Consider the following 14,614-nt stretch of genomic DNA (forward strand, 5'->3'; position numbering starts at 1 on the left):
AACGATGAAGCGCGCAGCGGGCATGCCTCATCGTTCTGAAAATACCTCCCCCGGAGGGTCGTTCACCGCACGCTCACGCCGCTTCTTCAGAGGCCTGCCTTTGCCACAAGGCCGCGTAGCGTCCGCCGCGGGCCAGCAGATCATCGTGCGATCCGCGCTCGACGATACGGCCGGCTTCCAACACCGCGATCTCGTCGGCGTCGGCGACGGTGGACAGGCGGTGCGCGATGACCAGCACGGTGCGCCCCTCGCCCATCGCGGCGAGCGCGTCCTGAATGTCGGCCTCGGTCTCGGTATCCAAGGCGCTCGTCGCCTCGTCCAGCAGCAGGATCGGTGGGTCTTTCAGCAGCGTGCGCGCGATACCAACGCGCTGTTTCTCGCCACCCGATAGCTTCAGCCCACGCTCGCCGACTTCGGTATCATAGCCGTCTGGCAGTGACATCACGAAGTCATGCACTTGCGCCGCCTTCGCTGCCGCCTCGATGTCCTCCAGCGACGCCTCGGGCCGACCGTAAGCGATATTGTAGCGGACCGTGTCGTTGAACAGGACCGTGTCCTGCGGCACCACGCCGATGGCCGCGTGCAGGCTCTCCTGCGTTACGTCCCGCAAGTCCTGACCGTCGATCCGAACCGCGCCGCCGGTCACGTCGTAGAAACGGAACAACAGGCGACCGACGGTGGACTTGCCTGCGCCAGATGGCCCAACCAGCGCCAGCGTTTTGCCGGGTGGTATGGTAAAAGAAAGCCCGTCGAGGATTTGCCGATCCGGCCCGTAGCCGAAGGACACGTCGTCGAAGGTGACCTCTGCCCCGCGCACGTCCAGCAGTGTCGCGTCATCCGCGTCCTGCACGTCGGTCGGCTGCTCCAGCAGCGCGAACATCTGGCCCATATCAACCAGTGCTTGCCGGATCTCGCGGTAGACGGTGCCAAGGAAGTTCAGCGGCACCGTGATCTGGATCATGTAGGCGTTGACCATGACGAAATCGCCCACGGTAAGCGCGCCCGTAGATACGCCCATCGCCGCCATCACCATGACCGCGACCAGCCCCGTCGTGATGATGATCGCCTGTCCCGCGTTCAGGAACGCCAGCGAATAGGACGTGCGCAGCGCGGCATCCACATAGGCCGCCATCGCGCCATCGTAGCGGTCGGCCTCACGCCGTTCGGCCCCGAAGTACTTCACCGTCTCGAAGTTCAGCAGGCTGTCCATAGATTTCTGGGCAGCGTCGTTGTCCTGCTTGATCATCTCGCGCCGGATCTTCACGCGCCATTCGGTAACGGCAAAGGTGAAGGCGACATAGGCCGCGACAGTGGCGGCGACGGCCACGAGGTAGCGCCAGTCGAACACGAACCCAAGAATCACGCCGACCATCAAAAGTTCAAGCATCAGCGGTCCGATGGAGAACAGCAGGAAGCGCAGAAGGAATTCGACACCCTTCACGCCACGCTCCATGATCCGTTGCAACGATCCGGTGCGGCGCTGGATGTGGTAGCGCAAGGACAGGCGGTGGATGTGCTGGAACGTCTCCAGCGCCAGCTTGCGCAGGGCGCGCTGACCGACAGCGGCAAAAAGCGCGTCGCGCAACTGCTGGAAGCCGACGTTCATGAAGCGCGCGACGCCGTAAGCGATCGTCAGTCCGACGGCTCCCGCGCCCAGCATCCACGCGGCATCCACCCGCTCGTTGGCCAATGTGTCGACGGCAGCTTTATACAGGAACGGTGTCGCCACCGCGATCAGCTTGGCCAGCACCAGCATCGCCATGGACGCGACCACCCGGATGCGCAGCGCGCGGCTTTCCTCTGGCCAAAGGTACGGCAGAACACGGGCGATGATGCCAAGACCGCCGGTTTGCGGATCAAGGTCTGGTGTGCGTGTGTCGGATGTTTCGGGCGGCATGGGCCCGGTCCTAGCCGCTTGATGGCACGGGGGCCAGTGCGTCCCGCATACGCGCGTCTATTGCGGCACGTCGAAGATCTGTCCGGGATAGATCAGGTCGGGATCGCCGATATCTGTCGCGTTGGCTTCGAACACCTTCACATACTCAATTCCGCTGCCGTAGTTGCGCTCGGCGATGGCCCACAGGGTAAAGCCGGGTTGAACCGTAACGCGGCGCACGCCGTCCGTTTCCGTGGCCACCAAGGCGTCAAGCGTCTCGGCATCCTCTGGCTTGAATGGTGTCTCTGCACGAGCGACGACGGTGCCATCCCCACCGATCTGATCGACGCGCAGGGTGTAAACCTCTTCTTCCAGGCGCGGCAGGTCCAGCCGCCATTGCCCATCCGGCCCGCTCCGGGCGGCATCGACGGGAGCGTTGTCCAGGTAGACCCGCACCGCCGTATCGCCCGGCGCCCGCCCGCCCAGAACGGTGCCGCCGTCGGCACCATAGCTGATCGAATCGATGCTGAGCGCGGCGTCGGGGCCGCCCTGCACAACGCTCAGCCCGCCGTTTTCGACCCGCATGACGCGCGGTGCCTGCGGTTCAGGCGCGGTTGTCGTGGAGGGATTGGTGTCTTCCGAAGTGTCGCCAGCCGCAATGGCGCCTGCTTGTGCCGTCGCAGATCCGGACAGCGCTGCCGGGGTATTGGGCACGCTTGGCGCCGAGGCAGAAGGAGCTGCTATCTGCACATCATCCACCGCGTCCGTCTCTGGCGTTATGTCGGAAGTCAGTGTTCCGGCCACTTCGTCGGAGGTCTCCGCCGAATCATCGGAACGCTCGGTTGCCTGCGGTGCGGCTTCCCGGGACGCGTCTGCGGGCTCTACCGCATCGTCCGTCGCCAAGGCGACTTGGGTATCTTCCTCTGCGTTCCGCTGCACGTTGTCCGAAATCGCCGCGCTGTCTACTGTTCCAGTCGCCACCGTTTCATCAGCGTTCGCGACGTCGATCCGCCCGACAGAAGTGTCGTTAGCCTTTGTCGACAGCGCAGAGCCTGATTGCGTACCCTCGGCGCTATCGACGCCTGCCAAGGCGCGCGGCGGCTCGACAAGGAAGGTCTGCTCACCCTGCCGGACCACGCCTTTGCTGTCGGTGCTGCGCAGCTCCAGCGCTCCGGCCTGTGCCGTATCCGGCACGTCGCCGAACAGAACGAAACTGCCGTCCGGCCCGCTGCGACCCGAAGCGACGATGGCATCGCCCAGCGCAACCTCGACGATCTCATCCGGCGCGGTCAGGCCAGAGATCAGCGTCATGCCGTCGGGTTCGATCCTTAGGGTGTCGATGCGGGGGGCCGGGGCTGCGTCGGTCATGTCCTCAGCCTCGGAGGCTTCTGGCATCGGCAGCACAGGATCGGCCAATTCTGCGGGACTGTCGGGCAACACGGCGTCCGTCGCGACCGTCTCATCACCCGGACTCAGCAGGCCCAGCAGCACCAAGGCCCCAACAGCAACGACCGCACCCGCGCCGGCAATCAACCCTATGCTGCGTCCCATCGTCAAACCCCTTCGCCCAGCCTTGCCCGCTTTCGGCCCAAGGCTTAGCACTGCAGCGCAATGAAGGGAATTGTGCCGCCATGTCCGATAACATCAGCCGATCCATCTGCGTCTATTGCGGATCGCGTGACGGCACCGATCCCGCCTACGCCGCCGCCGCCGAAGAACTGGGCGCTGGCATTGCCGCGCGGGGATGGCGATTGGTGTACGGAGCGGGCGACGTGGGCCTGATGGGCCGAACCGCGCGCGCGGCGCAGGCTGCCGGGGCCGATACCTTCGGCGTGATCCCCAAGCACCTGCTCGATTGGGAGGTCGGCAAACGCGACCTGACCCGCTTCATCGTTACCGAAACCATGCACGAGCGAAAGAAGGTCATGCTGATGAACGCCGATGCGGTGGTCGTTCTGCCCGGTGGCGCAGGCTCTATGGATGAGTTTTTCGAGGCGCTGACGTGGCGCCAGCTTGGCCTGCATGACAAGCCGATCATCGTGATGAACGTTGCGGGCTACTGGGACCCTCTGGCCGCGCTGGTCGAGCGCATCACCGGCCACGGCTTTGCGGATGCCAGCCTGACGGACCTGTTCCAGATCGAACCAGATGTAGCAGCAACATTCACCGCGCTGGAACGGCTGCTTTGACGCGCCGCCGCGTGCGCAGCGCGGCCCCCGAATACAGCGCCAGCGCCGTCCAGATCAGCGCGAAAGCGATGGCGTGCCACAGTGTGAACCGCTCGCCGAACAGGACCGTGGCGCACAGGAATTGCAGCGTGGGGTTCAGGTAACCGATCACCCCGACGGTGGCGAGCGACAGGCGCTGCGTGGCGATGGTGAACAGGATCAGCGGCAGCGCGGTCATCGGGCCAGTCGCCACCAGCAGCAGCGCGGTCCCGCCCGAAAAACCGCCCCAGCCCGGCACCTGCACCCACAACCACCACAGTGCCAAGGGCAGCAGCACCGCGACCTCTGCCGTGACACTGACCATGGCATCGGCCTGCAACCGCTTCTTGATGGCCCCGTAGAAACCGAAAGTGATGGCCAGCGCCAGGCTGATCCAAGGTGTCACACCCAGCCCCAAGATCAGGACCGCAACGGCAGCGCAGGCGAGCGCGATGGCCACGATCTGCACCCGTCCGGGCCGTTCTGCGAATAGCACAACCCCTAGCGCAACGGAGACCAGCGGGAAGATGTAGTAGCCCATGCTGGTCTCGACCACGCGGCCCGCTTGGACAGCGAAGATGAACAGGAACCAGTTGACCGAGATCATCGCCGCCCCCGCTACCAATAAAAGCGCCGGGCGCAGCGCGGAGACTAACTGTGGGACACCCTGCAGCCGCCCGCGCAGGCCAAGGATCGCGGCGAACAGCACCGCAGACCATAGGGTACGGTGGGCCAGAACCTCTGCCGCGGGGACATGGGCCAACAGCTTGTAGAAGATCGCCGACAGTCCCCATGTGGCCGACGCCGCGATCATCGCCAGCGTGCCGATCAGCGCCGCGCGGGCGGGCGCGTCACTCGGCAAGAAGCAGCGCCGAAACGGGAACGAAGGCGGCACCCCTTGCACGGGTGCCATCCAGCCACGTGTCCAAAGCGGCGCGCGTCTGCGCCGTGTTGCCCGCCAGAACGATGGCACTGCCGCGCCGCGAGGCGTCGAAGGCGGCCCCGTCGAGGAATCGGGCGATGGCGCGTGCGTCGCGGCCTTCGCCATCCACGCGGCGCAAAACAGGCTGCGATGGCACGCCCTCTTGCGCCGCGATCCGCCCGGTGCCGTCAAGGCCGGAGGGTCGCGTAATCAGGCCATGGCCAGAAGATGCGAGCCGCGCGATCACGCTCTGATCGGTTGCGGTGCCGCCGGGAAAGCCGCCAAGGTCGGCGGGCATGACCGTGGCCGCTGTCGGCACCGCGCGCAACGACCCCTCCAGCGCCTGCGCAACGTCCTGAGGTGTGCCGCCGGTCAGGGCCGGAATGACGACGATTTCCTGTCCGGCGTCGCGCCACGCCTGCGCGCGTGCGGCGGCATCTGGCGCGTCGGCGAAGATGGCGACAGACAGGCGCGGCTCGGTCAGGATCGGTGCGGTCTCATCGTCGAGCAAAACGATGGCCAGACGCGGAAGCTCGGACGCCACATCGACGGGCACTGCATTCCGGGTCAGCGCGTCCGACGGTTCGGATTGGCTCGTAGCTTCTTGGGGTTCCGCCGGTACAGGATCTGCCCCCACTTGCGGAAGAGAGCGCACGGGCGCGGCATCCGAAGCGAGGCCGGGCTCTTCGCGCACGATCACCAGCTGCCGGTCCGCGGCCGACGGCTGATCGGGCGCGTCTTCCAACGGCGCAGGCGGTGTTTCGGTGACCGGGCCAGTCGGTGCCTCCGGCACCGCCATGATGGTCGGTGACGCGTTCTCTGCGGTCGGTGGCCTCGGTGCGCCGGACATCCCCGACGGCTGCACCTCGGCAATCTGCACCTGCGCCTGGGTCCGTTCAGGACCGGACGGTGCTGACGCGAGACTGACCGCCTGCCCGACGCCCGCAATCTGTGGGGCTGACGTGTCTAATACGGGACCGCCGGCAGAATCCGGCACCACTCCGGTCGCACCGACAGACGCGTCGATCATCGGTTCAGGCTCATCCAGCGCTTCGGGTTGGGTCGGGCGCAGCATAACCTCTGGCGCCTCTGCACGCGACGGCACTTCGGACAGCGCGGGCGCGGTGGGTTCCCCCTCTCGCGCCGGACCTGCCGGACGGCGGGGCACATCATTCGAAACGGCAGCGTCGTTGGGGAGTGAACCGCCCAGTGGCAACGCAGGTGCTTGGGCGGGCGACACCAGCAATGGAAGATCGAAGTCAGAGGGCCGCGCAGGCTCTTCGGCGGCTTCTATATCCTCGGTCGCAGCGACCTCACCGGTCTGGACATGATCCTCAGAAGGCGCTTCGATCCTGTCGGTCGTTTCTGGTTGGGACCCGTTTACTGGCGCCGGATCGGGTTGCGCCTCATCCGAGGACCCGACTGGAGCCGTCTCGGCACTGACCACAGTATCATTGACGCTTTGCTCCGCAGTGGTCGGCTCGACCGCATCGACGCCCTCGGTCGCCACGACCGACTCATCCTGCGGGCCCACCTCGACCGCTGGCACAAGCGTCAAGGTGCCGACAGTGACGGCCCCCGCCACGACAGCACCCGATGCGATTCCGGTCAGTAAGCCCTTCACTGCGCGCGCCCTTCCTGCCTTGACCCCTACCGGGCCTTGCCCCCATCTATACCCGACCCGGCGCGGGCCTCTACCCAAATGCGCAACGCACGAAAGACCGCTATGCTTCTGCTCATCGACAATTACGACAGCTTCACCTGGAACCTTGTCCATTACGTGGGCGAACTGGGGGCCGAGGTGCAGGTGCATCGCAACGACGCGCTGGACGTACAGCAGGCCATGGCGCTGAAGCCCGACCAGATTCTGCTGTCACCTGGCCCCTGCGACCCGGACCGCGCGGGGATTTGCCTGCCGCTGGTGCTGGCAGCAGCAGAGGCGCGCATCCCGCTTCTGGGCGTCTGCCTTGGCCATCAGGCCATCGGGCAGGCTTTCGGCGGAAAAGTGCAGCGCCATTCAGAGATCGTGCACGGCAAGGCGGGCGTCATTCACCACGAAAGCGAATCGGTCTTCGCGGGCCTGCCCTCGCCACTGTCTGCCACGCGCTATCACTCGCTGGTCGTCGACCGCCCCACCCTGCCCGACGCGCTGCACGTCACGGCACAGCTGGAGGACGGCACGATCATGGGCCTCGCCCACCGCGAGTTGCCGATCCACGGCGTCCAGTTCCACCCCGAATCGATCCGCTCGGAGCACGGCCACGCGATGCTGAAAAACTTCCTCGATCTCGCTCCGGTGCCGGCATGAGCGATGCGATGAAGCCGATCCTCTACGCCGCCTCCGAAGGCCCACTGTCGCAATCCCAAGCGACACAGGCCTTCGAGATGCTGTTCGAAGGCACGGCCACCCAAGCCCAAATGGCGGGCCTGTTGATGGCGATGCGCGCCCGAGGGGAATCGGTCAGCGAATACGCTGCCGCCGCCGCCGTGATGCGCGCCAAATGCACGCCGGTGCAGGCCCCCGAAGGCGCAATGGACATCGTTGGAACCGGGGGCGACGGCAAGGGCACACTGAATGTCTCTACCGCGACGGCTTTCGTGGTCGCCGGCGCTGGCGTGCCGGTTGCCAAGCACGGTAACCGCAACCTGTCGTCCAAGTCCGGCGCGGCTGACGTCATTTCCCAGATGGGCATCGACGTGATGGTCGGCGCGGACGTCGTGGAACGCGCGCTGAATGAAGTCGGCATCGGCTTCATGATGGCCCCGATGCACCACCCGGCGATGAAGCACATCATGCCGGTGCGTCAGGACCTGGGCTGCAAGACGATCTTCAACATCCTTGGTCCCCTGACCAATCCCGCTGGCGTCAAACGGCAGCTCACCGGGACTTTCGCGCCCGATCTGCTGTTTCCCATGGCAGAAACTCTGCGCACCTTGGGGTCAGAGGCCGCATGGCTTGTCCACGGCTCGGACGGCACGGACGAGATCGCAATCAGCGGACCGACCGAAGTCGCGGTGCTGAAGGACGGCAAGATCACGGGGATGGAGATCCACCCAGAGGACGCCGGCCTACCGGTGCATCCCTTCCGCGACATTCTGGGCGGAACCCCGGAAGACAACGGCAAGGCCTTCCGCGCGCTGCTGGCTGGAGAGCCATCCGCTTACCGTGACGCGGTGCTGCTGAACGCCGCCGCTGCCCTTGTGGTAGCCGAACGTGCGTCTGACTTGACCGATGGCGCGCGCATGGCAGCCGAAAGCATCGACAGCGGGGCTGCGCGCGAAAAGGTCGCGGCGCTCGCCCGCCTCTCCCCCCTGAACGTCTAGGACCCGAACGACTCCGCACCGCGTTGGCCCCATCCAACACGACAGGAGTTTTACCATGAGCATTCAGCACATCGGTCCCGCAAAGATCCCGAACCTTGGCCTTGGCACGTTCGAAATGGACGACGGCAAGACCACCGATCTGGTCGAGCGTGCGTTGGCCGAGGGCTACCGCCACATCGACACCGCGCAGGCCTACGGCAATGAAGAAGGCGTCGGCAAAGGCATCAAGGCCTCTGGCGTGCCGCGCGACGAGATTTTTCTGACCACCAAGATTCTGCCCGGCAAACACGACGCCGAGGCCTTCCGCATCGCGGCTGAGGACAGCCTGACGAAACTGGGCACCGACTACGTCGATCTTCTGCTGCTGCACTGGCCCGACAAGAACGTACCACTGACCGAAACGCTGCCGGTCCTTGATGCGCTGATCGACGAGGGCAAAGTGCGCTTCGGCGGCGTGTCGAACTTCACCATCGCCCTGCTGGAAGAGGCGACCAGCGTAATGAGTCACCCGATCGCGGCCAACCAGATCGAATTCCACCCCTTCATCGACCAGCGCAACCTGCTGGCCGCGATGGATGCGATGAACATCCCGTTCGAAGCCTATTCTCCACTGGCGCGCGGTAACGTGCTGGGCAATCAGGTGCTGCAGGAGATCGCGGCGGATCACGACGCGAACGAGGCGCAGATTTCCACCGCTTGGATCTTGGCCAAAGGCGGCATCGCCATCCCCAAGACATCCACGCCCGAACGGCTGGCCCCAAACCTTGCCGCCGCCGAGATCACGCTGTCCAAAGCGGAAATCGAGCGCATCGACGCATTGCGCCGTCCCGACGGGCGCATGATCTCACCAGACAGCATGGCGCCCGACTGGGACGACTGAACTTGGACTGACGCCCCGTTCCCCTTGGCGTCCTCCCCCGCGCCGTCCTAGACAGGCGCAAAGGGAGGACGCCATGCCGCATTCATTCGAAAACCTGAAAATTCCCGCTATCGCCGCGCCGATGTTCCTGACCTCTGGCCCCGATCTGGTGGTCGAGGCGTGCAAGGCAGGTGTCCTGGGCACCTTCCCCGCACTAAACCAGCGCACGACAGAAGGCTTCGGCGATTGGCTGACGCAGATCGAAGAGCGGCTGGCAGAGGCTGACAAGCCTGCTCCCTATGGCGTGAACATCATCGTCCACCCCACGAACAGCCGCGTTCGCCCCGATCTGGAATTGTGCGTGAAGCACAAGGTGCCGTTGGTCATCACCTCACTGGGTGCCGTGAAGGATGTGGTGGATGCTGTGCACAGCTATGGCGGCAAGGTGTTCCACGACGTCATCAAGACGCGCCACGCCGAAAAGGCGGTGGAAGCGGGGGTCGACGGGCTGATCGCCGTCTGTGCGGGCGCGGGCGGGCACGGTGGCACGCTGTCGCCCTTCGGGTTTCTCCCGGAAATCCGCAGCTTCTTCGACGGCACCATTGTGCTGTCCGGCTCGATCTCGAACGGCGCGCAGATCGCGTCGGCACGGGCGATGGGCGCAGACCTTGCCTACCTTGGCACCCGCTTCATCGCGACCGAAGAGGCAATGAGCACGCAAGACAACAAGGACATGATCGTCGGCTCGAAGACAACCGATATCCTTTATACGCCCAATATTTCCGGCGTGAACGCAAACTTCATGCGCCAGTCCATCGAAGCCGCGGGCCTCGACCCCGACAACCTGCCCCCGCACGAAGGGATGAACATGGAGTCGGAAGCCAAGGCGTGGAAGAACATCTGGTCTGCGGGCCACGGCGTTGCCGCCATCGACGACGTTCTGCCCACGGCAGAGCTATGCGCGCGGCTGACCAAGGAGTACCGGGAGACCTGCGCGATGCTCGGACGCGAGGCGGATTGAACTCTCCGGCCATGAGTATTTGTAGAAAACAAAGAAGCGGGAGCGCGGCGCCCGGTCTCTTTGCTTTCACAAATACCCGTATCGGGCACCCTCAACCCGCCCAGGCGGTATCCTTGACGGCTTGCATCGCCACGAAGGTGGAGGTGTGCGAAACGTTGGGCAGGGTCGATATGTGGGCGGCCAGCACTTCCCTGTAGCGCGTCATGTCAGCCGTACGGACCTTCAGCAGATAGTCGAAGTCGCCCGCGATCAGGTGACACTGTTCGATTTCGTTCACCGAATGCACAGCGTCGTTGAAAGCGGCCAGTGCGGCCTCTCTGGTGTCAGTCAGCTTGACCTCGACGAAGGCGACATGCTCACGGCGCAGGCGTACCGGGTCGATCATGGCGCGATAGCCTGTGATCACCCCTTCTGTCTCTAGCCGCCTCAACCGCGCCTGAACCGGGCTTTTCGACAGTCCGACCCGCTGGGCCAGCGCGGTCACGCTCAGCCGTCCCTCGGACCCTAGAATATCGAGGATCGCCATATCGAAGCGGTCGAGCGTCTGATCGGTCATTCGGCACGTACCTTTCGCAACCTTCGGTCGATCCGCCTGCGACTTTTAAGAATTCCGGGCGGATTACGGGCAACAAGACCCTATATTGTATCGATCAGCAAGGAGAACTGCCCATGCCCCGCGATACCTCTATGCCGCCTCAAGTCCTGCCGGTTTCCCCCTACCCGGATGCCGATGAGGTTCTGGACAGGCTGGTCTCGGAGGTTGACCTGAATGACGCCACGCGCGGCGAGATCGTGGATCATGCCGAAAAGCTGGTGAAGCGCCTGCGCAGCGATGCGGAACCGGGTCTGATGGAAGTCTTCCTGGCCGAATACGGCTTGTCCACGCAGGAAGGCGTCGCGCTGATGTGTCTGGCCGAAGCGCTGTTGCGCGTGCCTGACGCCGTCACCATCGACGATCTGATCGAAGACAAGATCGCGCCCGGCAAGTGGGGCGAGCACATGGGCAAGTCGTCTTCGTCGCTGGTCAACGCTTCGACTTGGGCGCTGATGTTTACGGGCCGTGTGCTGGAGGAAAACGACTCGCGCCCGCTGAAGGCCCTTCGCGGTGCCGTGAAGCGCATGGGCGAGCCTGTGATCCGCCGCGCCACGCGCGAGGCCATGCGCGTCATGGGCCGCCAGTTCGTGTTGGGTCAGGACATGAACGCCGCCATGGAACGCGCGTCGAAGATGGAAGCCAAGGGCTACACCTACAGCTACGATATGCTGGGTGAGGCCGCGATGACCCACGGCGACGCCGAGCGCTACCGCAAGTCCTACGCCACCGCGATCGAGCGCATCGCCCGCGCCGCCACCAAGGGCAGCGTCGCGCAGAACCCCGGAATTTCGGTCAAACTGTCCGCGCTGCATCCGCGCTATGAAGTCTCGCATCGTGAGGCTGTGCTGAAAGATCTTGTGCCCATCGTGCGCGACCTTGCCGCCCGCGCCGCAGAGCTGAATATCGGCTTCAACATCGACGCCGAGGAGCAGGACCGCCTGTCCCTGTCCCTGGAAGTCATCGATGAGGTTCTGGCCGATCCGCGCCTGGTCGGCTGGCATGGCTTCGGCGTCGTGGTGCAAGCCTATGGCCCACGTGCGGGCACCGCGATCGACTGGATCGCCGACGCCGCAGAACGCCATGACCGCCGCCTGATGGTGCGACTGGTCAAGGGCGCCTATTGGGACACCGAAATCAAGCTGGCCCAGCAAGAGGGTCTGGCGCGCTTCCCCGTTTTCTCGCGCAAGCCCGCGACAGACGTGAGCTTCGCCGCCAATGCGCGTAAGCTGTTGCAACACCGCGACCGACTTTATCCGCAGTTCGCCACGCACAACGCACATACCGTATCGACCGTGCTGAAGATGGCCGAACTGGAAGGTGCCGGGTCGGACGACTACGAATTCCAGCGTCTGCACGGCATGGGCGAAGCGCTGTATAACATCGTGATGAAAGACGAGGGCATCCGCTGCCGCATCTACGCGCCGGTAGGGGAGCATAAGGACCTGCTCGCCTATCTTGTGCGCCGGTTGTTGGAGAACGGGGCGAATTCGTCCTTCGTGAACCAGATCGTAGACGAGGACGTGCCCGCCCGCGAAGTCGCCGCCGATCCGTTCGACCGGCTAGGCTACACGCCCCCGGTGACGCCCGGCACGGACATCTTCCTGCCCATGCGCCGTAATGCGCGCGGCTGGGATCTTGCGGATGCCCAACAGCTGGACGAGATCGACGCCGCGCGCGATCCGTTCCGCTCCACGCAGTTCGAAGCCGCACCGATCATCGCGGGCGACGCTGCGCCGGATGACGCGAACACGCGCATCAACCCGGCGAACCCGGACGACACCGTGGGCACCGCGCATTTCGCCAGCGCTGCCGACGTGGACACTGCTTTGGGAGCAGCACAGCGGTGGGAGGCCAGCGCCGAAGAGCGCGCCAAGGTTTTGACGCGCGCCGCCGAACTTTATGAAGAGCACTACGGCGAACTCTTCGCGATCCTTGCGCGCGAGGCTGGCAAGACTTTGCCCGACGCCGTCGCCGAACTGCGCGAGGCGGTGGATTTCCTGCATTACTACGCCGCCGAATGCACAAAACTGGACAGCACCGCGCGCGGCACCTTCGTGTGCATCAGCCCGTGGAACTTCCCACTGGCGATCTTCACCGGGCAAATCGCGGCCGGTCTGGCGGCAGGCAACGCGGTGATCGCGAAACCGGCGGAACAGACCCCGTTCATCGCTTACCGCGCAACGCAGCTGTTGTTGGAAGCGGGCGTGCCGGCGACCGCGCTGCAACTACTGCCGGGCGGCGGAGAGGTTGGCGCGAAGCTGACCGCCGATGCCCGCGTCAATGGCGTTGCCTTCACCGGATCGACCGCGACGGCGCGCAAGATCAACGATAGTATGGCAGAGCATTGCGATCCCTCGGCCCCCCTGATCGCCGAGACGGGCGGCTTGAACGCGATGATCGTGGATTCGACTGCTCTGCCAGAGCAAGCCATCGCGGCATTAATGCAATCGGCGTTCCAATCCGCCGGGCAACGCTGCTCGGCCTGCCGCTGCGTCTATGTGCAAAAGGACATCGCCGACAGCTTCCTGAAGATGCTGAAGGGCGCGATGGACGCGTTTCAACCCGCCGATCCGTGGTTGTTGAAGTCCGACAGCGGCCCCCTGATCGACGCGGCAGCGCATGAGCAGATCGCCGACTACGTGGCCAAGGCCGATGCCGACGGTCGCCTGCTTCACCGGGGCCCGGCGCCGGATCAGGGGCATTTCCTTGCCCCCAGTCTGGTGAAGGTGTCGGGGATCGAAGCTATCGAGCGCGAGGTCTTCGGCCCCGTCCTTCACGTCGCGACCTACGCGGCCAACGATCTGGACAAGGTGATCGATGCGATCAACGGCACCGGCTATGGGCTGACTTTCGGTCTGCACACCCGGATCGACGACCGCGTTCAGCATGTGACCGACCGTATCGAGGCCGGGAACCTCTATGTGAACCGCAACCAGATCGGTGCGATCGTGGGGTCTCAACCCTTCGGCGGCGAAGGTCTGTCGGGCACCGGCCCCAAGGCGGGCGGCCCATTCTACCTGCCGCGCTTCCAAGAGCCCGTGCAGCCCGACGTGCCGGAAAGCCCGATGGTGATGCCTGGCCCGACAGGCGAATCGAACCGTCTTCACCTTGTGCCGCGCCCTGCTGTGCTGTGCCTCGGTCCCTCGGAAGAGGATCAGAAAGCGCAGATCGCCGCGGTAGAGCGGCTGGGCGGCAAGGCGCGTCGTGGCAAGCCAGAGATGAACCTGACGAATGAGCCGAAGATGGGCGCGGTTCTGTGGTGGGGCGACGATGACACCGCGCGCAAGCTGGCCAAGCAACTGGCGCAGCGGCGCGGACCTATCGTCGGCCTTCAGACCGCTGCGGTGACGGTCGCGGACGTTCTGCATGAGCGTCATCTGTGCATCGACACCACCGCGTCCGGCGGCAACGCGCAGCTTCTGGCCGAGGTCGCACAGAACGACCCAGAGCTGCTTGAAAGGTCGTGACCGCGAACGCTTAGCGGTGCGTCCACTCGCTAGAGACGTCGGCAGAGGCCTGCATGTTCAGGAATGACAGGCCGATGTCGGCGTCGTTTGCCAGATTTACACCGGCGCACAGGATCGTCAGGCTTACAGCGATCCCGGCGCCGGAACGCGGGATAAGTTTACAAACGGTGGCGATGAGGGCCGCAGGGAACTGAATAAGGGGTCGCATGGCTGTCTCTTTCGAAGGGAACGTTGCGTTACTCTCTCTTAAGTAGAAGGAAGTCGGGCCGCTTGTTCGCCCTAAGCGGGATTAAAGTAAGATTTCGCGCAACAGACTAGATAAATGATGTGAGTTTAAGTTCTC

12 protein-coding genes are annotated in these 14,614 nt (G+C 64.6%); 6 read left to right on the plus strand and 6 right to left on the minus strand.

Going from position 1 to position 14,614, the window contains the following annotated elements; all coding sequences use genetic code 11:
• Nucleotides 1–73: 73 nt before the first annotated feature.
• Nucleotides 74–1,897, minus strand: coding sequence for an ABCB family ABC transporter ATP-binding protein/permease (locus tag FIU81_RS09810; protein ID WP_124111709.1), 1,824 nt, complete (start codon nucleotides 1,895–1,897; stop codon nucleotides 74–76).
• Nucleotides 1,898–1,954: 57 nt separating this feature from the next.
• Nucleotides 1,955–3,427, minus strand: a complete 1,473-nt coding sequence (locus FIU81_RS09815) for a LysM peptidoglycan-binding domain-containing protein (protein WP_124111708.1) — start codon at nucleotides 3,425–3,427, stop codon at nucleotides 1,955–1,957.
• Nucleotides 3,428–3,507: 80 nt separating this feature from the next.
• Between FIU81_RS09815 and FIU81_RS09820 the strand changes: the two genes are divergently transcribed.
• Nucleotides 3,508–4,065 carry a TIGR00730 family Rossman fold protein gene (locus tag FIU81_RS09820; protein ID WP_124111707.1) on the plus strand — a complete coding sequence of 186 codons (558 nt, stop codon included), beginning with the start codon at nucleotides 3,508–3,510 and terminating at the stop codon, nucleotides 4,063–4,065.
• On the opposite strand, the gene rarD is transcribed toward FIU81_RS09820, so the two are convergent.
• Both rarD and FIU81_RS09830 read right to left on the minus strand, forming a co-directional pair.
• The gene (gene rarD / locus FIU81_RS09825; RefSeq protein WP_254695888.1) at nucleotides 4,040–4,945 is read right to left on the minus strand and encodes an EamA family transporter RarD; all 906 of its coding nucleotides are present in this window, start codon (nucleotides 4,943–4,945) and stop codon (nucleotides 4,040–4,042) included. The two genes, FIU81_RS09820 and rarD, sit on opposite strands and share 26 nt — an antisense overlap.
• Entirely contained in the window at nucleotides 4,935–6,629 is a 1,695-nt protein-coding gene (locus FIU81_RS09830; RefSeq protein WP_124111706.1) for a divergent polysaccharide deacetylase family protein, read from the minus strand. Before FIU81_RS09830 ends, rarD begins: the two co-directional genes overlap by 11 nt.
• Nucleotides 6,630–6,731: 102 nt before the next feature.
• Here FIU81_RS09830 and FIU81_RS09835 point away from each other — a divergent pair, with 102 nt between their 5' ends.
• The 4 genes from FIU81_RS09835 (at nucleotide 6,732) to FIU81_RS09850 (ending at nucleotide 10,209) form a co-directional block, all read left to right on the plus strand.
• Complete coding sequence (locus FIU81_RS09835) at nucleotides 6,732–7,313, plus strand: anthranilate synthase component II (RefSeq protein WP_124111705.1); 582 nt, start codon at nucleotides 6,732–6,734, stop codon at nucleotides 7,311–7,313.
• Entirely contained in the window at nucleotides 7,310–8,329 is a 1,020-nt protein-coding gene (trpD, locus tag FIU81_RS09840) for an anthranilate phosphoribosyltransferase (RefSeq protein WP_124111704.1), read from the plus strand. Before FIU81_RS09835 ends, trpD begins: the two co-directional genes overlap by 4 nt.
• A gap of 55 nt (nucleotides 8,330–8,384) precedes the next feature.
• A complete protein-coding gene (locus tag FIU81_RS09845) occupies nucleotides 8,385–9,209 on the plus strand; it encodes an aldo/keto reductase (protein ID WP_124111703.1) in 825 nt (274 codons plus the stop codon).
• Between the two features lie 73 nt (nucleotides 9,210–9,282).
• Entirely contained in the window at nucleotides 9,283–10,209 is a 927-nt protein-coding gene (locus tag FIU81_RS09850; RefSeq protein ID WP_124111702.1) for an NAD(P)H-dependent flavin oxidoreductase, read from the plus strand.
• Between the two features lie 91 nt (nucleotides 10,210–10,300).
• Here the strand turns inward: FIU81_RS09850 and FIU81_RS09855 are convergent, their stop codons facing one another.
• Entirely contained in the window at nucleotides 10,301–10,765 is a 465-nt protein-coding gene (locus tag FIU81_RS09855; protein WP_124111701.1) for an Lrp/AsnC family transcriptional regulator, read from the minus strand.
• 113 nt (nucleotides 10,766–10,878) lie between these two features.
• Here FIU81_RS09855 and putA point away from each other — a divergent pair, with 113 nt between their 5' ends.
• On the plus strand, nucleotides 10,879–14,271 hold the full coding sequence (gene putA / locus FIU81_RS09860) for a bifunctional proline dehydrogenase/L-glutamate gamma-semialdehyde dehydrogenase PutA (RefSeq protein WP_124111700.1): 3,393 nt from the start codon (nucleotides 10,879–10,881) through the stop codon (nucleotides 14,269–14,271).
• A gap of 10 nt (nucleotides 14,272–14,281) precedes the next feature.
• On the opposite strand, the gene FIU81_RS09865 is transcribed toward putA, so the two are convergent.
• Nucleotides 14,282–14,479, minus strand: coding sequence for a hypothetical protein (locus tag FIU81_RS09865; protein WP_124111699.1), 198 nt, complete (start codon nucleotides 14,477–14,479; stop codon nucleotides 14,282–14,284).
• Nucleotides 14,480–14,614 lie beyond the last annotated feature (135 nt).

Source organism: Palleronia sp. THAF1 (assembly GCF_009363795.1).
GTDB lineage: Bacteria > Pseudomonadota > Alphaproteobacteria > Rhodobacterales > Rhodobacteraceae > Palleronia.